This is a genomic window from Pseudoalteromonas sp. HM-SA03 (assembly GCF_002289345.1).
In the GTDB taxonomy this organism is placed as follows: domain Bacteria; phylum Pseudomonadota; class Gammaproteobacteria; order Enterobacterales; family Alteromonadaceae; genus Pseudoalteromonas.
This window is the reverse complement of record NZ_NSDG01000103.1, coordinates 23,274-46,334: the sequence shown is the minus strand read 5'-3', so window position 1 is coordinate 46,334 and position 23,061 is coordinate 23,274. Positions and strand designations below refer to the sequence as shown.

19 protein-coding genes are annotated in these 23,061 nt (G+C 43.5%); 9 read left to right on the top strand and 10 right to left on the bottom strand.

From position 1 onward, the window contains the following. Window positions 1-50: 50 nt before the first annotated feature. Entirely contained in the window at window positions 51-890 is an 840-nt protein-coding gene (locus tag CKO50_RS19995) for an HDOD domain-containing protein (protein WP_095729586.1), read from the bottom strand. Window positions 891-1,282: 392 nt separating this feature from the next. On the opposite strand from CKO50_RS19995, the gene CKO50_RS19990 reads away from it, so the two are divergent. Next, window positions 1,283-2,983 carry a Zn-dependent hydrolase gene (locus CKO50_RS19990; protein WP_095729585.1) on the top strand — a complete coding sequence of 567 codons (1,701 nt, stop codon included), beginning with the start codon at window positions 1,283-1,285 and terminating at the stop codon, window positions 2,981-2,983. Window positions 2,984-3,877: 894 nt separating this feature from the next. Here the strand turns inward: CKO50_RS19990 and CKO50_RS19980 are convergent. Next, entirely contained in the window at window positions 3,878-4,270 is a 393-nt protein-coding gene (locus CKO50_RS19980; protein WP_095729584.1) for an HIT domain-containing protein, read from the bottom strand. Window positions 4,271-4,382: 112 nt separating this feature from the next. On the opposite strand from CKO50_RS19980, the gene CKO50_RS19975 reads away from it, so the two are divergent. The 5 genes from CKO50_RS19975 to CKO50_RS19955 all read left to right on the top strand — a co-directional run bounded on the left by CKO50_RS19975 (window position 4,383) and on the right by CKO50_RS19955 (window position 12,634). Next, window positions 4,383-6,614 (top strand): S9 family peptidase, encoded by a 2,232-nt coding sequence (locus tag CKO50_RS19975; RefSeq protein ID WP_095729583.1) that lies wholly within the window; start codon window positions 4,383-4,385, stop codon window positions 6,612-6,614. 378 nt (window positions 6,615-6,992) lie between these two features. After that, on the top strand, window positions 6,993-8,633 hold the full coding sequence (locus CKO50_RS19970; RefSeq protein ID WP_095729582.1) for a methyl-accepting chemotaxis protein: 1,641 nt from the start codon (window positions 6,993-6,995) through the stop codon (window positions 8,631-8,633). A gap of 146 nt (window positions 8,634-8,779) precedes the next feature. Further along, a complete protein-coding gene (gene gshB / locus CKO50_RS19965) occupies window positions 8,780-9,826 on the top strand; it encodes a glutathione synthase (RefSeq protein WP_176474717.1) in 1,047 nt (348 codons plus the stop codon). Beyond that, a complete protein-coding gene (locus tag CKO50_RS19960) occupies window positions 9,810-11,789 on the top strand; it encodes a flavohemoglobin expression-modulating QEGLA motif protein (RefSeq protein WP_176474716.1) in 1,980 nt (659 codons plus the stop codon). Before gshB ends, CKO50_RS19960 begins: the two co-directional genes overlap by 17 nt. A 59-nt stretch (window positions 11,790-11,848) precedes the next feature. Beyond that, window positions 11,849-12,634, top strand: coding sequence for a hypothetical protein (locus CKO50_RS19955; protein WP_095729579.1), 786 nt, complete (start codon window positions 11,849-11,851; stop codon window positions 12,632-12,634). 284 nt (window positions 12,635-12,918) lie between these two features. Here the strand turns inward: CKO50_RS19955 and yaaA are convergent, their stop codons facing one another. Beyond that, window positions 12,919-13,695, bottom strand: coding sequence for a peroxide stress protein YaaA (yaaA, locus tag CKO50_RS19950; RefSeq protein WP_095729578.1), 777 nt, complete (start codon window positions 13,693-13,695; stop codon window positions 12,919-12,921). Between the two features lie 272 nt (window positions 13,696-13,967). Here yaaA and tal point away from each other — a divergent pair, with 272 nt between their 5' ends. The 3 genes from tal (at window position 13,968) to CKO50_RS19935 (ending at window position 16,863) form a co-directional block, all read left to right on the top strand. Continuing rightward, complete coding sequence (tal, locus tag CKO50_RS19945; protein WP_095729577.1) at window positions 13,968-14,918, top strand: transaldolase; 951 nt, start codon at window positions 13,968-13,970, stop codon at window positions 14,916-14,918. A 251-nt stretch (window positions 14,919-15,169) separates the two neighbouring features. After that, window positions 15,170-16,345, top strand: coding sequence for an ATP-binding protein (locus tag CKO50_RS19940; RefSeq protein WP_095729576.1), 1,176 nt, complete (start codon window positions 15,170-15,172; stop codon window positions 16,343-16,345). A gap of 326 nt (window positions 16,346-16,671) precedes the next feature. Beyond that, on the top strand, window positions 16,672-16,863 hold the full coding sequence (locus CKO50_RS19935) for a DUF3545 family protein (RefSeq protein WP_010372168.1): 192 nt from the start codon (window positions 16,672-16,674) through the stop codon (window positions 16,861-16,863). Window positions 16,864-17,059: 196 nt separating this feature from the next. Here CKO50_RS19935 and ung read toward each other — a convergent pair whose 3' ends face one another. From ung to cobT, 7 genes are read right to left on the bottom strand one after another with little or no spacing between them, the layout of a single operon-like run. Further along, window positions 17,060-17,728, bottom strand: a complete 669-nt coding sequence (ung, locus tag CKO50_RS19930; protein ID WP_095729575.1) for a uracil-DNA glycosylase — start codon at window positions 17,726-17,728, stop codon at window positions 17,060-17,062. Further along, window positions 17,712-18,575: a cobalamin-binding protein gene (locus tag CKO50_RS19925; RefSeq protein ID WP_095729574.1), complete on the bottom strand. Its 864-nt coding sequence runs from the start codon at window positions 18,573-18,575 to the stop codon at window positions 17,712-17,714. The genes ung and CKO50_RS19925 overlap by 17 nt, the downstream gene beginning before the upstream one ends. Beyond that, a complete protein-coding gene (gene cobO, locus CKO50_RS19920) occupies window positions 18,575-19,171 on the bottom strand; it encodes a cob(I)yrinic acid a,c-diamide adenosyltransferase (protein WP_095729573.1) in 597 nt (198 codons plus the stop codon). The genes CKO50_RS19925 and cobO overlap by 1 nt, the downstream gene beginning before the upstream one ends. Before the next feature lies 1 nt (window position 19,172). Then, a complete protein-coding gene (locus tag CKO50_RS19915; RefSeq protein WP_095729572.1) occupies window positions 19,173-20,645 on the bottom strand; it encodes a cobyric acid synthase in 1,473 nt (490 codons plus the stop codon). Next, a complete protein-coding gene (gene cobU, locus CKO50_RS19910) occupies window positions 20,642-21,181 on the bottom strand; it encodes a bifunctional adenosylcobinamide kinase/adenosylcobinamide-phosphate guanylyltransferase (RefSeq protein ID WP_095729571.1) in 540 nt (179 codons plus the stop codon). The genes CKO50_RS19915 and cobU overlap by 4 nt, the downstream gene beginning before the upstream one ends. After that, window positions 21,181-21,963, bottom strand: coding sequence for an adenosylcobinamide-GDP ribazoletransferase (locus CKO50_RS19905; protein ID WP_095729570.1), 783 nt, complete (start codon window positions 21,961-21,963; stop codon window positions 21,181-21,183). Before CKO50_RS19905 ends, cobU begins: the two co-directional genes overlap by 1 nt. After that, on the bottom strand, window positions 21,963-23,018 hold the full coding sequence (gene cobT / locus CKO50_RS19900) for a nicotinate-nucleotide--dimethylbenzimidazole phosphoribosyltransferase (RefSeq protein ID WP_095729569.1): 1,056 nt from the start codon (window positions 23,016-23,018) through the stop codon (window positions 21,963-21,965). The genes CKO50_RS19905 and cobT overlap by 1 nt, the downstream gene beginning before the upstream one ends. Between the last annotated feature and the right edge of the window lie 43 nt (window positions 23,019-23,061).

The following is a 23,061-nucleotide window of genomic DNA, read 5'->3' as shown; positions in this document are numbered from 1 at the left end:
ACGACAAAGACCTCAACAGAGGTCTTTGTATTCAAAGGAAGCAAAAGGCGCTAAGCAAACATTGTTTTGACGTCTTCGAGTACACCTAAATAAGTATCATCGGCAAACATGTTCACCTCCTTAATAACGCCCTTTTCTTCATACTGTTTTAATGCTGCGGACTTATCAGACACCTGTAAAATACCTTCTACGATTGCACCCACACGAATAAAGTCGACATAACAGACATGTTCAGGCCGATAATTAGGATTTGCCCAGCTTTCTGCGACTTCAACAAACTCGTCGGTGAATTCCCATTCACGCATTATTGCACCACCTATCTTACCGCCTAATTTCTGGATTGCATGAGCCAAAAAGCTTGGATTGGCAAACACTTCAGGGTGACGTTCGGCCTCCGTCAAAATCGGTAAAACACCGATATTGAACACCAAAGAGGCCAACGTGATTGTATCTCTGTTGAGCGAAGTGTGCTTATTGACACGGAGATAAAAGTCCATCGTCGTTATCGCTTGGCAAGCGACTTTTAACGTCTTCTGCCAAGCTTTGTCCATGTAAGTCTTGATAAGTTTGTTATTAGAAACAAATAACTGCTCCATCGCCATTGCAGTCGCTATATTCTTGATTTGTCTGAGACCGATACGAGTTACTGCTTGGTTTAGGGTGTTTACCTTCACCGAACGGCCCATAAAAGCGCTGTTGGCAACTTTGATCATACGTGCTGCAAGGGCTGGGTCGTGAGAAATAACATCAGCCATCTGCATCAAGTTAATTTCAGGGTCATCTGCCGCTTGCCTTACCCGCACTGCGATTTCAGGTAATGTCGGCAATACCAAGGTGTCGTTATTGATTCTGTCAGTTAGAATCGTGAGCAAAGCATTTTCTGTAGACATGAAACCAAATCCCTTAATAACTGAATAAAAGACCCGACTACAAGCGTAAGCTTATGCAAAAGTAAGCACTTGCTTGCTGGAGGTCACACTGCTGATTTTTAGTATCTATGACGTAAGTATTGTCTAACTTTCGGATAAAGTTAAGAAAATCTAATAAAATAATATTTTATTTATATACCCTCAATAATTAGCAAGTTAGAATTCATAGCATATGGTGCTTTGTGGCAAACCTTGCCGCAAAAATACTGAAGATGACCCATAGCTGGACACAAATGATGACCTTTCACGTTAACAGCAGCTTGCGTATCACACGCCAACCTAAGTTAACTAAGTATTGTGATACAAAATCGTGTAAGGTGATCGCCACATAATTAAGACAACAAGGGAGCATTATGAAACACTCAATGATTTCGGTTGCAATCGCGCTTGCAACAGGTCTCACCCTAACAGGCTGCTCTGAGCCATCAACCTCTTCTGAGAAACCTAGTGCACAAACTGAGCAAGCACAAGTTGATACAAAACAATCAGGCTATAAGCTCGTTAATGCATCTCAAGACCGGCTAGATATTTATACCCCAGTAACACTCGAAACAGACTTGAGTCACTTAAACGATAACCAGAAAAAGATGCTAGCTTTACTCATCGACGCTTCGGTTATTATGGATGATTTATTTTGGCAGCAAGCATTCGGCGAAGACAAAGCAACATTCCTAAGCAAAATCTCAGACGAAAAAGTACGCCAATTCGCAGATATTAACTATGGACCTTGGGATCGTTTAAATGGCGACCAAGTTTTTCTTTCTGGCTTTGAAGAAAAAGCACTGGGTGCAGAATTTTACCCAAGCGACATCACCAAAGACGAGCTAAATAACGCCGATGTAAAAGATAAAACAGGACTGTACTCTGTCATCCGCCGCGATGAGAACGGCAAGCTATACAGCACTTCTTACTCATCCGCATATAAAGCTGAATTGGATAAAGCCGCAGAGCTTTTACGCCAAGCAAGTAAACTGGCACAAGATAAAGAGTTTGCAAACTACTTAAACTTGCGCGCAGATGCATTAGTCAATAATAGCTACCAAGCGTCTGACTTTGCTTGGATGGACATGAAAAATAACCCGATTGATGTGGTGATTGGCCCAATTGAAACCTATGAAGACCAGCTATTTGGCTATCGCGCCGCTTTTGAATCTTACGTTCTAATTAAAGACTTGGCATGGAGTGAGCGTCTCGCTAAGTTTGCCGCTTTTTTACCTGAGCTACAAACTGGCTTGCCAGTTGATGATAAATACAAGCAAGAAGTGCCAGGCTCTGACGCCGACCTAAACGCATATGACGTCATTTATTATGCAGGCCACTCAAACGCTGGTAGTAAAACTATTGCGATTAACCTGCCAAATGACGAAGAAGTGCAACTCCAAAAAGGCACGCGTCGCCTACAGCTTAAAAACGCTATGCGTGCAAAATTCGATAAGATCTTAGTACCAATTGCTGACCAACTTATCGTCCCGGAGCAACGTAAACACATCACCTTTGATGCTTTCTTTGCTAATACCATGTTCCATGAAGTCGCCCATGGACTAGGTATTAAGAATACCATTACAGGTAAAGGTACTGTGCGCCAATCACTGCAAGAACACGCCAGTGCGCTTGAAGAAGGCAAAGCCGATATTCTTGGCCTATACATGGTTGAGCAACTACTTAAAAAAGGCGAGATCACCGAAGGTACGCTTGAGGATTATTACATCACCTTTATGGCGGGAATCTTCCGCTCAGTGCGCTTTGGTGCATCTAGTGCACACGGTAAGGCGAATATGATCCGCTTTAACTTCTTTAAAGAAGAAGGTGCATTCTCTAAAAACACGGACGGCTTATATCAAGTGAATATGGAGAAGATGGGCGCAGCGATGGAGAAACTGTCTAACCTTATCCTAACGCTACAAGGTGACGGCGACTATCAAAAAGTCGATCAACTAATCGCCACGCACGGCGATATCAAAGAAGAACTACAAAAAGACCTAGATAAGCTTTCTAAAGCAAACATTCCTGTCGATGTTACCTTTAAGCAAGGTAAGCAGGTGCTAGGACTCTAGTACGAACTAGAACACCATGCCATAGTGACTAAAGCGACAAGCTGAAAGCCTATGGCATGACTCAACGCGTTACAATGTAAGTTGAATAAAAATCGCAAAATCACCTAAAGTAAATTAAGAACAAGGCCGATACAAACCAAACATTGTTAAAACAAAAAGGAGTTTTTGTGACAATGAACTTTCGCATTCATTCTGCATCACTGACTATGGCACCTGTAAAGCCTGCTACTACGCAAGCAAAAGCACCATCAGAAGCTGCCAACCCCAAGGGGGATGAAGTACAGCAACCGTCTGACAAGTCAAATGCTATTGCAGCCTACACTGGTGATATTCCCAATAGTTCACCTTACAATGCGCTATTAAATCCAGAAGGTTTTGATTTTGACAATATGTCCCTCAATGAATTTTACGATGTTGTTGATGCGATTAGAACCTTAGAATCTGATATAGAACGTGCCAGTGGTAATACGGGAAGTTTACGTGATACATTTTGGTATGATGTGATGTCTGTTAAGGGCTCTTTGGAAGGGGTAAATTATGAGAAGCAAGGAATAAAGCCTGATGAAAAAATCAATATTTCACAATTTTATGAGCAGTCAGNTAGATGAAGCCAGAAATATGGAGGAAGAGAACTACCGCTCTTTTCATGGTGTGTTAGGGTATGCTCAAGAGCNAACAAGAAACTGTTGCGCTCATCACTTCCGAATCTTTTATTAAAGAATATCAAGAAAAAGCAATCCGCTTTTTAAAAAGCCAAGAAACTCAATTAATTGATACGCAGGCTTAAGTGGCCTGCGCAATATTGAGTACCTATTGAATTAATTCTCTCGATATTCGTAACGTACGCCACCATTATTCATTAACGCTAAACGGTAGTTACGAAGTGATATACATCTATTCAAAATTTGTTTTTAGTTTTGCAATTTCCTCATCACTATAAGGTTTTGCTGGATAGAGTCCCCACACGGGTTTTGGCCATGCAATATCGGTTTTAAATCGTGCGATGTGATGCACATGTAGTTGCGGCACCATATTACCAAGTGCAGCCACATTTAATTTATCTGGGGTAAAAGTGTCTTGTAACAAACGACTGAGCTTGGCCGATTCTTGCCAAAATTGAACTTGCTGCGACTCAGGTAAATCAATAATTTCTTTCGCGCCCACAACCCTAGGTACTAAGATAAACCAAGGGTATTGTGAGTCATTCATTAACAATACCCTACACAGCGGCCACTCGGTAATTAAGATACAGTCTCGTTGTAATTCTTTAGCTAATTCAAATGACATAGTGAAGTTCTTTAAATCCTATTTACTCGGCACTCTATCCGAATTTGTTGCTATTGCAAAGCGGCTTCATTACCATCCGATCAGACTTTAAAAATATAACAAGGTGGCTACCGTGCACTCTCGCATTAAACACTACACCATCGCCCTTCCATTAGCACTTGCCTCTGTCACCGCTAGCGCAGAGCAACTAACGCTAGAGCGACTTTTTGACGACCCCTCTCTTTCAGGTAAAGCGCCTGTAAAACTGCAATTTTCTCCTGACGGTTCTCGTGTTACTTATCTTCAAGGTAAAAAAGAAGACTATAACCGTTACGACCTTTGGGAATACAATCTAAAAGACAATACCAACCGCTTGTTGGTAGATTCTGCGGCGCTATTTTCTGGCCCAGAGAACCTCTCAGATGAAGAAAAAGCACGACGTGAGCGTCAACGTATTTTTGGCCGTGGTATTTTAGAATACAAATGGTCAAAAGATGGCAAAGCGCTACTTTTCCCACTCAATGGCGACTTGTACTACTATGAAATCGCTTCAGGTAAGAGCAAGAAACTAACGGAAACTGAAGCATTCGAAACCGACGCTCGCTTCTCACCAAAAGGTAACTTTGTTTCATTTATTCGTGAGCAAAACCTCTATACCATCAATCTCAAGTCAGGCAAAGAAACGCAATTAACTAAAGACGGCGGTGGTGTAATTAAAAACGGCATGGCTGAGTTTGTTGCCCAAGAAGAGATGAGCCGCATGACGGGTTACTGGTGGTCGGGTGATGAGCAACAAATTGCTTTTACTCGCATTGATGAAAGCCCAGTTCAAGAAGCCATTCGTAACGAAATCTATGCCGAAGAGGTCAAGCTATTCAACCAACGATACCCATACACTGGGACTGCTAACGTTGAGATTGAATTAGGTGTTGTAAAGATCAATGACCAAAAGGTGGATTGGATTGATTTAGGCGAAGATAAAGATATCTATATTGCCCGTGCAAATTGGTTAAAAGACAATAAAACATTGTCATACCAGTGGCAAAATCGCTCACAGCAAAAACTGGAACTGCGCTTTTACGATACTAAAAGCAAAAAGCAGCAAGTCGCCCTAACCGAAACCAGTGATACTTGGATTAACCTACACTTTGACCTTGAATTTTTAAAGGACAAAAAGCATTTCGTTTGGGCATCTGAGCGCGATGGCTTTAAACACCTTTACCTGTACAGAACCAATGGTCAACTGGTGCGCCAAATCACTAAAGGCGATTGGATTGTTGAGAGCCTTCAGGGAATTGATGAGAAAAAAGGCATCGTATACTTCTCCGGCCGCAAAGACACGCCGCTTGAAAGCCACCTATACAGCGTACCACTTTTTAAAGATGGCGATGCAAAACGTATTACCGAAAAAGGCAGCTATCATAGTGTCGTACTGGCAAAAGATAACCGTACGTTTATCGATAAAAGTTCTTCTGTAAACCGTCCACCAGCGGTTGCGCTACGAAAAGTGAATGGTGACTTTGTTACTTGGCTTGAAGAAAATGCGCTGAATAACGAACATCCATTAACGCCTTATTTGAGCAATCTAGCTACGCCAGAATATGGCACACTTAAAGCGGAAGATGGTCAAACCATGTATTACCGCTTATTTAAGCCAGCAAAGGTTGAAAACGGTAAGAAATATCCGGTTATTGTGAACGTGTATGGCGGCCCTCACGCGCAACGCGTAACCAACAGCTGGCGTAGCAAAAACTTGTACTTCCAATATCTTGCACAACAAGGTTATGTGATTTTCCAATTAGATAACCGAGGTTCATATAACCGTGGTAAAAAGTTTGAAGATCCAATCTACAAGCACTTAGGTGTAGTGGAAGTGGCTGACCAAATTAAAGGCGTTGAGTTCTTGCGTACGCTAGAGTACGTCGACCCTGAGCGTATCGGTATTTATGGTCACAGCTATGGTGGTTATATGGCGCTGATGACAATGTTTAAAGCTGGCGACTACTTTAAAGCCGGTGTCTCTGGTGCGCCAGTAACCGATTGGTCTCTATATGACACGCATTACACTGAGCGTTACCTTGGTCACCCAGATACAAATGCCAAGGGCTATGAGCAAAGCGCGGTTTTCCCTTATGCTGATGGACTAAAAGGCCCGCTGATGATCTATCACGGTATGGCGGATGATAACGTACTATTTACCCATGCAACTAAACTATTTAAACAGTTGCAGGATGAGGTTAAGCCATTTGAAATGATGACTTATCCAGGCTCGAAACACAGCTTACGTGGCAAAAAAGTACAAACCCACTTGCATCAAACCATTACTGACTTCTTTAATCGTCATTTTGAGGTTGAAGCTAAGTAAACACTTAATAGCGCCCAGCTTCCTATGAGCTGGGCGATTCTTCTTTTCTCTACATTTAGTTCTAGTCCATTGGTCTAATTGTTTATTCTTCAAGACTAAGAAAAACTGAATTTATTGTTCTATCTCAAGTTATTATATCAATCGCGTTAAGTAAATGAGCTATTTGAAGCGGAGAAATAGCTTTAGTAGCTAGGCAAAAATTTTGCTATTTAGTTGTTCTAAATGAAAAATTTTTAACGAAGCTAATATGGTATTTCACCCTTCAAATTGGTTGGAGAATTAACGTAATTGGTATTACTACTAAAATTAACTAGTATAAATTGATGAGGCGTTCGCGCTTGCTACTTTCAATAATAAAAACGACATAAGGATTGCGTTATGTCCAAACAGTTTTTTCGAAATCTCACCATTTTCCAGCGCCTCGCGTTACTGATCATTGTCGTTATTATCGGCGTTATCCTTCAAAGCGCAGTAAGCTTATCGCAACAGTATGATGCGCTCGAAAAGCAGCAATATCATAAAACTCAAAACCTTGTTGAAAATGCCTATAGTTTAGTAGCTTACTTTCATCAACAATATGTATCAGGGAAACTCCCAGAAGCGCAAGCGAAATCCGCAGCCCTTGATGCCGTTGCCGCTTTACGATACGAAGGAAACAATTACTTTTGGATCAACGACTATCATCCAAAAATGGTGATGCACCCATTTAAAAGCGAGCTCAACGGCAAAGATCTCAGCCAATCAAAAGATCCCACCGGCAAACGCTTATTCGTTGAAATGGTACAAGTGGCAAAAAAAAGTGGTGCGGGATTTGTTCCCTACCTTTGGCCAAAACCCGGTAAAGAAGCCCCTGTCGAAAAAATATCTTACGTCAAAGCGTTTACACCTTGGGGTTGGATCATCGGCTCCGGTGTGTACCTCGACACTATCGAAGCTGAGTTTGCCTATATTCGAAATTTGCTATTAATTGAGATGGCGGTGCTTATTATTCTGCTATTCCCATTTAGTGCAATCATAGGTAAGAGCATCATCACCCCCATTCAACAAGCCAAAGACATGATGAAAGATATCGCTCAAGGCGAAGGAGATTTGACTCGACAACTCGACGAAAGCGGTAAAGATGAGATCACCGCGCTTGCCAAATACTTTAACTTGTATACTGAAAAGATGCGTCATTCCATCGCGACAGTGGCTCATAACGCCAAAGAAGTTGAAACACTGGCCAATCAGGTAAAAGCGGCTGGTGAAGAGAATCTTGCATTTATTGAGTCACAAAATGACAATAGTCGCCAAGTAGCTACTGCTGCCGAACAAATGACCATGCAAGTTCGTGAGATCAGTAGCAATGCAGATACTGCCGAGCATTCCGCCGCAGACGCACGCAATTACAGTGAAAAAGGCAAACAAACTATTTCTCAAACCATCGCCGCGATTAAAAAGCTGTCGGAGCAAATTCAATCTGTGAGCGTGACCACAACGAGTCTTGCGCAAGAGAGTCAACATATAGGGTCAGTGCTCGATGTTATTCGAGGCATTGCGGAGCAAACCAATTTACTTGCACTAAATGCGGCAATAGAAGCCGCTCGAGCAGGTGAACAAGGACGAGGCTTTGCTGTTGTTGCAGATGAAGTACGCACCCTTGCAAGTCGTACAGGTCAAAGCACGGATGAAATCCACAACATGATAGAGCGACTGCAAAAAGAAGCGCAGCAGGCCGTAGCAGCAGTTAAAATTAGCCAACAAATCTCGGAGCAAACGGTTGAACAAGTACAGCTTGCCGATAACGCATTAACCGAAATTGAGCGCCTAATTGACGCTATCTCTGATATGAGTACCCACATCGCCAAAGCCACCGATGAGCAGAGTCTTGCAGCACAAGAGGTCAATGAACGAATCGCTCAGCTTTCTGACTCCACCCATCACTCTTTGGATACCACACATTCACTCAACAACACCAGTGAGCAACTCACACGGGCAAGTCACGAATTGAGTGACATAGTTAGCCGCTTTAAAGTATGATACCCGCCTTGCAGAGCACTAATTTGTGCTCTGCTCACGCCTTATAGATGATTGATATTCCTTATCTTGTCGATAAAAATAATCCGTGAGCATCTAAGCTATTTTACCGCTATATTGCCAATTTATTTGCTGAGCAAACATAGCCCGTGAAAATCTGTTTTATTATGTACCCTTGGGAGCGTGTAGAAGCTGAAAACGACAGCACGCTAAGACTTATCCACGAAGCCGTATCGCGCGGTCACGTCGTTGCCATCACCACCGTAAACAACCTCACTATTCGCGAAAGTGTTGCTAGTGCCTTCTGTGATGTATTTGTTGCGGGCCAAAAAGTATCTGACAACTTCGTGAGCTTTTACAACAAAGCTGAGTTTAAAAAAGTACAGCTTCCTTTAGCAGGTTTTGACGCAATATTTATGCGCGCTAATCCGCCGCTTGATACCTTAGCGATGAACTTTTTAGACTCTGTTCGTGATGACACTTTCATCATCAACGACATTGATGGCCTGCGCATTGCTAATAACAAGCTATACACTGCATCTTTCCAAGGCATCGCGAGAGAGTTTATTCCAAATACACATGTATCTAAAAACAAAGAGTATTTAGAGCGTATATTCTCGGAGTCAGAGCAAGAGAAAATGATCTTAAAGCCGCTTGATGGCTTTGGCGGTCGCGGTGTTATCGTCGTTGAAAAACGCGCGAAACAAAGCTTTAGCTCACTCCTTGAGTTTTATATTGGTGGCGACGAGGCTGGTAAAGGCAGCAACTACGTCATTTTACAAGATTATGTTGAAGGTGCCGACGAGGGTGATGTTCGTATTCTAATGCTTAACGGCGAACCGATTGGCGCCATGAAACGTGTGCCTGCAGCGAATGAAGTGCGTGCCAACGTACATGCCGGTGGCAAAGTAGTGAAACACAAACTCACCAACCAAGAAAAAGCGCTATGTAAGCACATCGGTCCTAAGCTTGTGCGTGATGGTTTGTATTTTGTTGGCATTGACGTGATAGGCGGCAAGCTGATTGAAGTTAACGTGCTCTCGCCTGGCGGGATAACCCGTATTAACCGTTTAAACCGCTGTAAGCTACAAATGCAAGTTATCGATTTTGTAGAGAGTGTGGTGCACGCCAAAGAGCTAGTAACGCATCGCAAAAACCAATTCCGTCAAGTAATAGAAGATGCTCATGCTATCTGAACAAGCCATCATTGCCGCGCTTGAAGCCGGTAAACCCATCAGTGGACAATTTGCTGAAGGCGCTTTTCACCTCGAAGTGAGAGAATACGTACCTTATGTCGCCACCGCTGTACACGCAGGCCACCGTACCCGTGCTAGCCTAAAAGGCTTGTTCGCCATTAGCGATGTAGAGCGTTTACAAGAGGAAGATCCGTTTACCGACGGCATGATTGAATCATTACCCATCACGCTTATCGCGCGTGACTCACGTTACGAATACGATCTTAACCGTGCGCCAGAGCTTGCGATATACAAAGAAGCATGGGGTAAACAAGTGTGGAGCCAAGCGCTACCAAATGCAGACATAGATGTTAGCTTGTCTAAGCATGCAGCCTATTACCGTGTGCTCAGTGCGCTGTTAACCACGCTTGAGCGCAAGTTTGGTGCCTGCTTGCTATTTGATGTGCACAGCTATAACTATCAAATTCGTAGCTACCCTTATGCACCAACCTTTAATATTGGCACTGCACAACTTGATACCTTGCGTTTTCGCGCCGTATTAGATGAGCTGAAAAAACAGCTAGGACTGAAAAAACTGGCAGGCCAGCTGGTGGATTGTGCTGAAAATACAGTCTTTCAGGGCCATGGTTATCAAGCGCAATATATTACCAGTCACTTTGATAACACCTTAGTGGTGCCGCTGGAAGTGAAAAAAGTCTTTATGGACGAAAACAGTGGCGAATTATTCCCCGTGGTGTTTGAAAAACTACAGCGCAACATGCATGTTGCTTTGAGTAAAACGGCAAAAACATTTGCTAGAAATCACTGCTATAAGCCACTTCGCAAAGCAAAATCAACGTCGCAGCTTGACCCTGCGCTGATTAACGTGGACTCTGCGCTGTACCGCATAGCCAGAAACCTTGAAACGCTGCATTATGTTAACCCCAGTAATATCGCACAAGAAAAACGTCGCTTTTTCTCGAAACGTCATTATCAGCCTGCGTTTAAATATCGCCCGCTGAAAATTGACCCGTATGAGTTTAAAGAGCAACTCTATCGCTTGCCCGTTGGAAAAATCCAAGATCCGATCGTAAAAGATTTATATCGTAAAGTGATCGACAGCTACGCCACTAAAATCGAACTGATCACCCAAATTGGTCGCGAAGCCTTTTTGTATAACTCGCTACGCTATTATGGTGAGCCGGATTACAACGATATAAATAATGCGACCTTCTTGCTGCACGCGCGCGAAACAGAGACCCTGCCAAAAAAAGACATTACAGCCGAGCAAGCCTTGGTACGTTTTAATCAAGCGATTGAGACTATGGGCTTACCTTGTAAGGTCGCTATTTCAAGCAAGCTCGTTGCCAAAGCAATGGTCGACAATAGTAAGCGTCTTCTGCTTGTAAATAGCAGTGCGATGCTATCTGAGCTTGATATCAATGCCTTGATAGAGCATGAAATAGGCGTACACTTGCTTACGACCTTAAATGCTGACGCTCAGCAACTAAAAGTGCTGCACTTAGGTCTACCCGGCAATACCTATACTCAAGAGGGCCTTGCCATCTATCGTGAGTATCAATCTGGGCAAATAAATTTGACACGATTGAAAGTATTGGCGCTCAGGGTGATTGCGGTCAACATGCTACTTAAAGGCGATAAATTCTATCAAGTGTATGAATTTTTGGCTGACTCGGGTGTATTAAACGTCAATGAAGCCTTTGCGCTGACCACGCGTATCTTCCGTGGTGGCGGGTTTACTAAAGACCATCTCTACTTAAAAGGTTTTAAAGACATAGTACAACTTGCCAATACTCGCAGCTTAGATAACTTGTATCTCGGTAAAACAGGCATTGCGCATTTAGATGCGCTGGACGCGCTAGTAGAGCAAGGTATATTTACAAGGCCGAAATATCTGCCGGATACGAGCCGAGATCCAAAGCCAGATGCTATCCTAAGTTATTTAATTTCATCAATTAAATAGGCCAAATTCGCCACTGTGGTTATACTAGTGCCATCTAGTATCTACCCAGTGGCTTCGTTTTGAAACAGCAGGAAATAGATTTACTCGCTTTTGAGCTGGCAAACCTTCGTCTCAAAGCCGATCTTACGCTCGCGCCAAAGTACAGTTATTTTTCAGATAAACCCTACCCACTTGGTCGCTGCCTAGAAATTCGCGATGAAATGTTTAAACTCGTCACCACAGAGCTCAAGCAAAATTCAGAACGTTTATCTGTGCTCAGACATTACATGCTTAAGGAGAATGCCGAGCTAAAAAAAGTATGGGGTTCGCTACGCGATGAGTACTTTCAAAATGCGATGTTCGTGGGAGATTGGTATATAGATACCGCAAACGATACGGTAAATGCAAACAAACCCAGAGTTGAAATTAAACCCATCGCACAATCAGGCTTTTCAGCCATCACTAATTTCGAGCAGTTTGTGAAGATTGCTCGCGCTTACTGGCAAGTGGAGGTGTTTAAAAACACAGCCTTTCCAGCTATCGCACCTTATTTACCGTTAATTTGTGTCAACGCAAAAGGCGCTACTTGGCTAGCTGCGGCCAATGACGATATGATCAAAGTCGCTACCAATAGTGAGTTTAGGCTATCTGAGCAAATTCTCTTTCAGCTGCCAGAGCCTGACTCTAATATCGTATCTCGCTGGCAACAGACTCTAACTGGCATCGATGCTTTAGATGACATTTTATTGCAAACAGGAAAACCCGAGGGCTTTTGCCAACTATACAGAGCTGCCGAAAAAGCAGCGGATTTAGCATTTAGAGATAGAGTTGTACGCGCCTATATGAGCTTACCCAAAGGCGCGTAGCGCGGCATATTAAAAGGAAGTGGGATAAGTCGGTTTTTCGTCTGTAATTTCCCATTTATCTTCTGTTGGTCTATCTACTCGACATTGATTTTGCTGTTGGAAACACCTGTCCTCACAGTTTTGTACTTGCATCGGATCCGAGTAATCCTTGCGGCAGGTAACAGAACACGAACGTGAATCACCTTCGCAATCGACCGGCACATTGCTGACTCTAGTTGTAAAATGTCCACTACAGCCACTCACAAACGCAGCGGCGAACACTGCTGCTACACATAATTTTGTTGTCATTGTTCTGCTCTCAAAAACACCGGTTCTTGAGCCTTTTGCGTTGCTTCTTCACTAAAGCGGTATCCTGCAATATCAAACGCTTTCAGGCTTTCCAAATCCGATACCTGATTCTCAATGATATACCTTGCCATCATACCGCGCGCTTTTTTCGCGTAAAAACTGATGACTTTGTATTGACCATTTTTACAATCTTTAAAGATAGGAGTGATAATGTCACCTTTCAGCGCCTTCTTATCTACCGCTTTAAAGTACTCATTTGAAGCTAAGTTCACCAAGTATTGTGTTTGTGCCCCTTCCATGACCTTATTCAGTTTTTCAGCGATAATCGTGCCCCAAAACTCATATAGGTTTTTGCCACGCGGGTTACTTAACTTTGTACCCATTTCTAAACGATAGGCCTGCATTAAGTCAAGTGGTTTTAGGATGCCATACAGCCCAGATAAGATACGTAAATGATTTTGCGCATAATTTAAATTAGCCTCAGTTAGACTTTGCGCTTCTAAACCGACATACACATCGCCATTAAAAGCAAAAATAGCTTGTTTAGCATTGTCTTGTGTAAAGGGCTCTGACCACTCGGCAAACCTTGCCGCATTTAAGCCTGCGAGCTTATCGCTTATCTTCATTAAGCTACCGATCTGCTGTGGCGATAGATCGCGACAAACTTGAATAAGTGACTCGCTATGCTCCAGCAGCTCTGGCTGTGTGTGCATCTTGATTGGCGCGGGTGTTTCATAGTCTAGGTTTTTCGCTGGAGAGATAACTGTGATCATGGTTTGCCTATTGACTTAGCTAGTAATTAATGTCAATTTCAACACTATCCCCAAGTAACTTCAAGTGTTTGTCCGCTTTCACTTGGGTTTAAGCAATTCGCTGTTAAAGTACAGCTTCGCTTTACAACTCGACCTTATATAACAATAACCCTAAATAACGAGTGTGATATGTCGACCGATACGGACATATGACCTATTCAGCTATTTAATGGTGTTGCAACATAAGGCGTCTAATATCACTTCGCTGTTATCAATATTGGAATGAGGAACACATGACTTCAGCATTAGATAGGCTAAAACAATACTCATCGATCGTCGCTGACACCGGTGACATTGAAGCCATCCGCAAGCTACAGCCTGAGGATGCAACAACTAACCCTTCTCTTTTACTTAAAGCGGCGGAGACGCCTGCTTATCAGCCTTATCTAACAGAAGCTTGGGATTATGCCAAAGCCAATGAAAGTGACGCTGAAAAGCAATTAGCGCTTGCTTGTGACTATTTTGCCGTTGTGATTGGTAAAGAAATCGCGAACTCTGTGCCGGGATATATCTCAACCGAAGTAGACGCACGTTTATCTTTTGATACCGAAGCAACTATCGCAAAAGCAAAAACGCTATTAAATTTATATGAAGCGCAGGGCGTAAGCAAAGACAAAATCTTGATTAAGATTGCATCGACTTGGGAAGGTATTAAAGCCGCTGAAGCACTGGAAAAAGAAGGTGTTAAGTGTAACCTAACGCTGCTATTTAGCGAAGCGCAAGCACGTGCATGTGCCGATGCAAAGGTATTTTTAATCTCACCATTTGTTGGGCGTATTCTAGATTGGCACGTTGCCAACGGCCTAGAAAAACCAACTGACCCACTACAAGATCCGGGTGTGCAATCTGTTCGTAGTATTTTTGAATTCTATAAGCAGCACGGTTATAAAACCGTTGTAATGGGCGCCAGCTTCAGAAATACAGGTGAAATTCTAGCCCTAACGGGTTGTGATAAGCTCACGATTAGCCCTTCTCTGCTAGAAGAGCTTGCTGCAATGCCTGCAAATGAAGATTATTTACTTGAGACTGACTTTGAACCCAAAGCAAAGCCTGCAGCGCTTAATGAAAGTGAGTTCCGCTGGTTACACAACCAAGATGCAATGGCCACTGAAAAGCTAGCTGAGGGTATCCGCTCATTTGCCGATGCGCAAGAAACACTAGTGGCACGCTTTAAAGCACTATAAGTGCCTTAAACTTTCGACTTCAAAGCGCCGCGCAATGCGGCGTGTACCTTATTATCAACCTTTTATATTATATAAACTCCTCATAACGCATAGCACATAAAAAACCTTTAAAACATTGCTATATTGAAAGCTTGTCTCTCAACTCAAACCACCCAATGCCCCTAAGCTCAATAATCAATCAATAGTGGTTTGCAGAAGGCTATTATTAGAGTTATCATAAATTAATAATTTATATAACTTTGGTATAGAATATGGATCCAATTGAAAATCCTTACACACCTGGAGCTGGTACACAACCTCATCAATTAGCAGGTAGAGATAAACTAAGAGAAGATCTGAGAATCACCATAGCCAGAGTCATGCGTTCTAAGCCAGCTAAGAGTATGCTAATGGTTGGGCTTAGAGGGGTTGGAAAAACTGTTTTACTTGAACAGATGCGCCAAGATGTGGAAGCAATGAAAGTTCACACTATTTATATCGAGGCGCCAGAAAATAGATCATTACCTTCTCTATTAAGTCCACAATTACGACTCGCCTTGTTGAAACTTAGTCGTATCGATGCCTCGAAAGAAGCTGCGGTTAGAGGACTTAAGGCGCTCGCGGGATTCGCAAAATCTTTAAAGGTAACTTTTGGAGATATTGAAGTTGGCTTTGATCAGGAGCCTGAAGCAGGTCTTGCTGACAATGGTGACTTAGAAGCTGATTTAACGGCACTCATGATAGAGGTCGGATATGCAGCAAAGGCTGGAAAAACAGCTGTTGTCATGTTTATTGATGAGCTTCAATATGTTGTTCCTGAGCAGTTTTCCGCTTTAATTGCAGCGCTTCACAGATGTGCACAGCTAAAACTTCCTGTTACTTTAGTTGGTGCAGGTTTACCTCAATTGAGAGGACTTGCCGGTAACTCAAAATCATACGCTGAACGACTATTCAACTATCCTGAAATCGGAGCATTGGACTCTGATTCAGCTCGGGAAGCTATTATCAATCCAGCGAATGAGCAAAATGTCGAATTTAAAGATGCTGCCGTAAACAGAATCATAAATAAAACAAAAGGCTACCCATATTTTATTCAAGAATGGGGTAGCCATACATGGGATTTAGCAGAATCTAGTCCGATTACAGTTGAAGATGTGGATAATTCAACCGAGCTTACCATTGCAGAGCTTGATGAAAGTTTTTTTAGAGTTAGGTTTGACCGACTGACACCGAAGGAGAAAAGCTATTTACATGCGATGGCAAAACTTGGACCGGGTCCTCACCGCTCAGGTGATATCGCAGAATCTATGAATAAAAGGGTTTCAGACGTTGCGCCTGTTAGAAACAGCTTAATTAAAAAGGGGATGGTTTGGGCTCCTAATCATGGTGATACAGCTTTTACTGTACCACTTTTTGATGAATTTATGATACGCATTATGGAAGAGTAAGGCAAAACGAAAAAAATGCTCCAACCTTCATCAAACTGTCACGTTGTTTTAACCCAAAAGACACAATTGTGTTTTATTTTTATCCCGTCTGTGGTATATCAATATCACTGAAGTGAGAATTGATGCCGTTACTTTCTGGTTTTGGTACAAAAAGCAAGCAACGCGGGGTTGTTTGTAGCGTACTTTAGCTATCAGACTTTTATCGGTTCCTCATATTGAGGTTTGCCAAATAGTATGAAGAAATCAACGGTGTCATTGCAGTTGTAGTGCTAACAACAGCCAAAGCAAATGCCACTTTAGGTTGTTTTTATCAATAGGAGATTTTCATGGATACCCTAGACGAGTTATTAGAATTATTAGAAAGTCCGGATACTAGGAAAAAAACTTCATCTAAGGGCAAAAAAAGAAAATGGCGTGAAATAGAAGCGCTAAAAGATAAACAGCGACTACGCAAAGAATTACAGGAATTGGATATTTTCGCAGACAGTGTTGATTTAGACGAATTTGATTTTAACTAAAAAGAGCGCCCTTCACGGCGCTCTTTTTAGTTGTTATACCAATTCTCTTAATTAAGTGGTCTATTTTGAGGCGAGGAAATCTTGTCGATAACAAGGCAAAAATTTTGCTATTTAATTGTTCTAAATAATAAATTTTTAACGCAGTTAGCGTCAGATTTACTCCTTCAAATTGCGCAAGTATTAAGACTAATTGGTACTATAACTNGGCCAATCGCCAGTCGATTGGCTGCTTACCCATTTGTGTGAGCAGCTGATTGGTTTTACTGAAATGGCCACTACCAAAAAAGCCGCGATGTGCTGAGAGCGGCGAAGGATGTGGCGCGTGTAAAACATGGTGACGGTTTTTGTCTATGCTCTTACCCTTTTTCTGGGCGTGTGAGCCCCAAAGTAAGAAAATCACATCTTCGCTGTGGGCATTCAGTCTTTCAATCACTACATCTGTAAAGCGCTCCCAGCCCAAATGCTTATGTGAATGGGCTTGGCCTTGTTCTACTGTCAACACCGTATTTAACAGCAGTACGCCCTGTTTAGCCCAGTCAATTAGGTAGCCGTGATTAGGTATACGAAAACCATCAATATCCTGCACTAACTCTTTATACATATTATTTAACGACGGCGGCGGCTTAACCCCTGGCAACACAGAGAAACATAGACCATGGGCTTGATTGGGGCCGTGGTAGGGGTCTTGCCCTAAAATCACCACTTTAACTTGATCGAAAGGTGTGACTTTGAACGCTTCAAATACCTGCTCATGGGGCGGAAACACATTTACACCTTGAGCGCGACGCTCTGCCACGTAATCCATGGTTTGTTTAAAGTAATCTTGTTGTTTTTCCTGACCTAACACGTCACTCCACGTTGTCATGCTTCACCTTTTTCATCATATTATAATGGCTTCGAGAAGCGTCAAGTTTACCACATAAATCCGATATCCCCTCGAGCATACGATAGCTATAACGATGGAGCAGATCGGCATCTACCGAAATAGTTTGTTGGTGCTTTACCGCAGGGATCGACGGCCATTGCTGCCATGCAATTGCTTTAACCTCTTGTTTGGTCTTTTCTTCAGGGATCACAATCACTTGTGGTGATTTCAACAAAACATTTTCAATGCTAATTTGTGGATAGTCCGTGGTGGCGTCGGCAAAAACATTTTTCACATTACACACAGTAAATACTTGCTGTAACCAACTTTCGCCTCCTACGGTCATCAGTGGTGATGGCCACAATTGATAAAATACAGCTAAGCTAGCGCTTTGTTTATACTGGGCTTTTAGCTCATTTAAACGTTTAGCAAATAAATCTGCCTGTTGCTGCGCTTGAGTTCCAAGACCGGTAATTTTACCTAGGCGTAGCAACTCTTCCGGTAGTTTATCTAGATATTTCGCTTCACTATAAATCACGTCAACACCAAAACTCTCGAGTTTTTCTAGCATAGGAACGTGACTTGCATTTTTCCACGCAATGATAAGATCAGGCTTAAGTGCCAAAATTTTTTCAACCGAAATGCCCTGATAGTCACCAACTTGAGGCAGTTGCTTGGCTGATTCTGGATAATCTGCATAGGCTACCGTGCCTACAATCCGCTCCTCAGCTCCAATTGCATAAAGATTTTCGACAATATGAGGCGCAAGCGCGATGATCCGCTCTGCCGGCTTAGCACTAACGCTAAAGGCAAAGCCTAGAACAATAAAGAAGGCGAATTTTAGCATCAGTAGTCAAACCCTTTTTGCGCCTTAATGCCGGCCTCAAACGCATGCTTCACATTACGCACTTCGCTCACGGTATCTGCAAGCTCGGTCAGGCGTCGATGTGCACCGCGCCCAGTTACAATCACTGATTGCATGGTAGGACGGTTTTCTAGTGCCGTTATGACTTCGTCCAAATCTAGATAGTCATAGCTCAACATATACGTAATTTCGTCAAGCAATACCAAGTCGATGCTTTCATCTTGTAGCCATAATTTTGCTTGCTGCCACGTCGCCTGCGCAGCGGCAGTATCGGTTTCACGGTTTTGCGTTTCCCATGTAAAGCCTGTTTTCATGACCGCAAATGGCACGCCGACTTTTTCGAGCAAATTGCGTTCACCACAATCCCAGGTTCCTTTAATAAATTGTACAACCGCAGCGTTCATACCATGACCAACACAACGTGCAACGGTGCCGAAACCAGATGTTGACTTGCCTTTACCGTTACCTGTGATCACTTGAAAAATGCCCTGCTCTTGCTGCGCCGCGGCAATTTTTTCATCGACTTGTTGTTTTACTTTTTGCTGTCGTTGCTGATGTTTATCTTGTTGTTCGCTCATGTTATTCCTCAATTATTTTCATCAATTTTTGCCAATCTAAATGTGCTTCACAGCTATCGGCAAGACGCGTAATTTGCTGCTCTCTGTGCTTCGCTAAATCAATCGCGGCAGTGCCCGCTTGATTACTACCAGCCCAAGACAAGATAGCCTGTGTGGCGGCGACCGTATCAAATAAGCCATGTAAATAGGTGCCTGCAATTTGATTATCTCGAGAGATAAAACCATCTTGCACACTATTATTTGGATGTGTGTTAAATCGCAAAAATGGCATCTCTAGTGCCGCTCCAGAAGAAATCCCTGCATGGATCTCGTAACCACACATTTCAGCACTTTGCTCATCCAATTGGCAAATGCCAGACACTTGCGTCAGTACTTTTTGCTCTGAAAGTGTGGTTTCAAAGTCAGCCAGACCAAGCCCAGCGACTTCACCGAGTGTTGATTCCACCGCATTTGGATCTCTGATGAACTTACCTAACATTTGCAAACCGCCACACACACCTAGTACCTTACCACCGTACCTCAGGTGCCGTTTGATTTCTTCTGCCCAACCCTGTTTGCGCAAGAAGGTTAAATCGCTCAACACATTTTTGCTGCCAGGCAGAATGATTAAGTCACAAGGACCGATAGATTCTTGATAGCTTACATAACGCAAATCCACTTCAGGGTTCAAGCGCAAGGTGTCAAAGTCGGTGTGATTGCTAATATGAGGAAATAGTAAAACCCTAACGCTTAACGATCCCCGTTCACATATATTGTCCACCGTCACCGCATCTTCTGCATCAAGCGCTAAGCCATGCAAATAGGGCAATACCCCAAGTACAGGCTTACCCGTTTTTTGCTCGAGCCAATCAAGTCCAGATTGCAATAACGCGATATCACCACGGAAGCGATTGATCACAAACCCTTTCACCAAGCTTTGTTCATAGTCACTTAATAGTGCAAGTGTGCCAACCAAGTGTGCGAACACCCCGCCTTTGTCAATATCAGCGATAATGATCACGGGGCACGTAACTTCACAGGCAAACCCCATATTGGCAATGTCATTTTCACGCAGATTGATCTCAGCAGGGCTCCCAGCTCCTTCCACTATGCACAGCTCAAATTGTTCGCTGAGGCGTTGATGTGAGGAAAGTACGGCCTCCATCGCTACCTTTTTGTAATCATGATAAGCGGCTGCCTCCATATTGCTAATGGCTTTGCCGTGAATGATCACTTGTGCGCCAGTGTCAGAGTTTGGCTTAAGCAAAATAGGATTAAAGTCTGTGGATAGCGGGACTTTTGCGGCTTCGGCTTGGAGTGCTTGTGCCCGACCAATTTCACCGCCACAAGGTGTGACAGCACTATTTAGTGCCATATTTTGCGGCTTAAAAGGCGCAACAGATAAGCCTTTTCGTTGCAGCACCCGGCAAAGTCCCGCAACCAGTGTACTTTTACCGGCATCAGACGTGGTGCCCTGTACCATTAAGGTTTTCATACCTCTTGACCTTTTAAACATTGTGGCAAGCCTGCAATAACAAAGTCGACTCTGTCGGCCACTTTAGCAATGTCTTGATGGAGCCAACCAGACTCATCAACAAACTCACGGCTTAGCTCGCCCAGCGGAATTATCCCATGCCCCACTTCATTACTCACCAAAATAACAGTGGCAGCGCAGCTTTCTAGTGCCGCCAGCAAATGCTCTTTTTTGTCTATGGTCGCGGCTTTGCCCATTTCGCATAAGCCAAAACTCAGCCATAAGGTCAAACAATCGATAAGTAACAGCGTATCTTCGCGTGCAGTAGCAATAAGCTTATCAATATGCCACGGCTCTTCTACTAGCTGCCAGCGGCTATCGCGCTGCATCTGGTGAGCAAACACTCGGCTTTTCATTTCTTCATCTTGAGCTTTTGCAGTTGCAACATAGTAAAGTTCGTTCACCGCACCTTGCTCTAACAATAGAATAGCGCGCTGCTCTGCCAAGCGACTCTTGCCTGAGCGAGCACCGCCCAGTATTAACTGTATTTGTGCCATTAGAGATGACCCACAATAAAAAGCAAAATAACAAGCTCAGCAAGTTGCTGCGCAGCCCCTAAACAGTCTCCGGTGTAACCACCAAGCTGAGCGTTAAACCATTTAATGCACACAAGTCTTAACACAAATAAGCAAGTACACAGCATCAGCAAGTCGAACAGTGAAAGCGCAAGCCATGGCCAACAGAAAATTAAAATCGCGATGGTAGTGAGCGTAAGGCGAGTCGCCGCAGCACTTGATAGATGTTTCGCTACCGGCTTAACTTTGCTCAGCTCATCAGCCTGTACATAGTTAAGTGCACCGATTAAAGACACCGCAAAGGCACGGCTGAGGCTATGGGCTAAAATAAGTGCAGCGAGTGTCACTGCAAAGTCATTAAAGAGCATGGCCAAAAGCGAAAATTTGGCCAATATCAGCAATATCAGCGCACAACTACCATATGTACCAAGACGGCTATCTTTCATGATCTCAAGCTTTTGTTCACGACTCCAGCCACCGCCAAAACCGTCAAAAACATCGGCAAGACCATCTTCGTGAAAAGCCCCGGTAAGTAAAATACTCGCAGCCAGTACGACAACGGCACCAAACATCGGCGATACACCACTGCTGGCAATATAGCCAAGCATGGCCGAGAAGCTAGCAACAAATAAACCAACCAAAGCAAAGTAACCACTCACTTCGTTGAGTTCATCAGATGAAGGGGCAGGATCCAAACGAATTGGCACCCGCGTTAAAAACACCACGGTAAGCTTAAACAGTCGCCACTCTTGTTGCCACTGCATTATGCGTCTACCACTTGCGTAACATGGGCATCGGCAAAGCTTGCCATTTCGCAAAAAAAGCCTAGCGCAGCTTGTAATAATGGAAGCGCTAGAGCGGCACCCGTTCCCTCACCCAAGCGCATGTCTAAATGCAGTAATGGCTCAGCGTTTAACTGCTCTAACATTAACTTATGGCCTTGCTCCATAGAACCGTGAGCAAACACCATATATTGCTTACTATGTGGTGCTATTCTACTTGCCAACATAGCCGCTGCGGTGGAGATGAAGCCATCCACTATAATCACTTTTTGTGCACGAGCAACCGCCAGCATGGCACCAACCATTTGCACAATTTCAAAGCCACCTAGGCGCTGTAAAATTTGTTCTGGCGTCGCAAGCTTATCTTGATGATATTCTAGAGCCTGTTTGATAAGTGCCCGTTTTTTGCAAAGCGTTTCATCGTCAATGCCTGTACCGCGGCCCACACATAATTCCACACTCGCCCCGCTAAGCGCCGCTAAAATTGCAGCTGCAGAACTGGTGTTGCCAATCCCCATTTCACCAAAAGCAATCACGTTGCTACCCGCTTCAATAGCGGACATCACCACTTGCTCTCCATATTCAAGTCCTTGCTTGAGCTGCATTTCGCTCATCGCAGGCTGTTTATGGAAAGCATGAGTAATATCGCCAAGTCGCTGTGAGCGCAAATTCGGCGCAGGCTCACATGGCACTAATGTGCCACAGTCTACTACGGTTAACTGCCAACCAAGTTGTCGACAAAAGACGTTGATCGCGGCCCCCCCCTGCACAAAGTTTGCAACCATTTGCCCAGTCACTTCGCTTGGCGCAATAGAAACACCTTGACTTGCAATACCATGGTCGCCCGCAAAAACAAACATTGCAGGGCGTATTATTGCTAACTGCTCTATGTCTAATTGCGTCTGCCCTTGTGAGAAGATCTGTACTAGCCGCGCAGCCAAGGCTTCAAGCTTACCTAGCGCACCTAGCGGTTTGGTTTTTAAGTCGATGCGCTGTTGAATAAGCGTGTTTAAGCGAGTATCTAACGGTTTAACCATGGGTAACTCCGACGCCTCCAGAGCGGCGATTTTTGAAAATAAG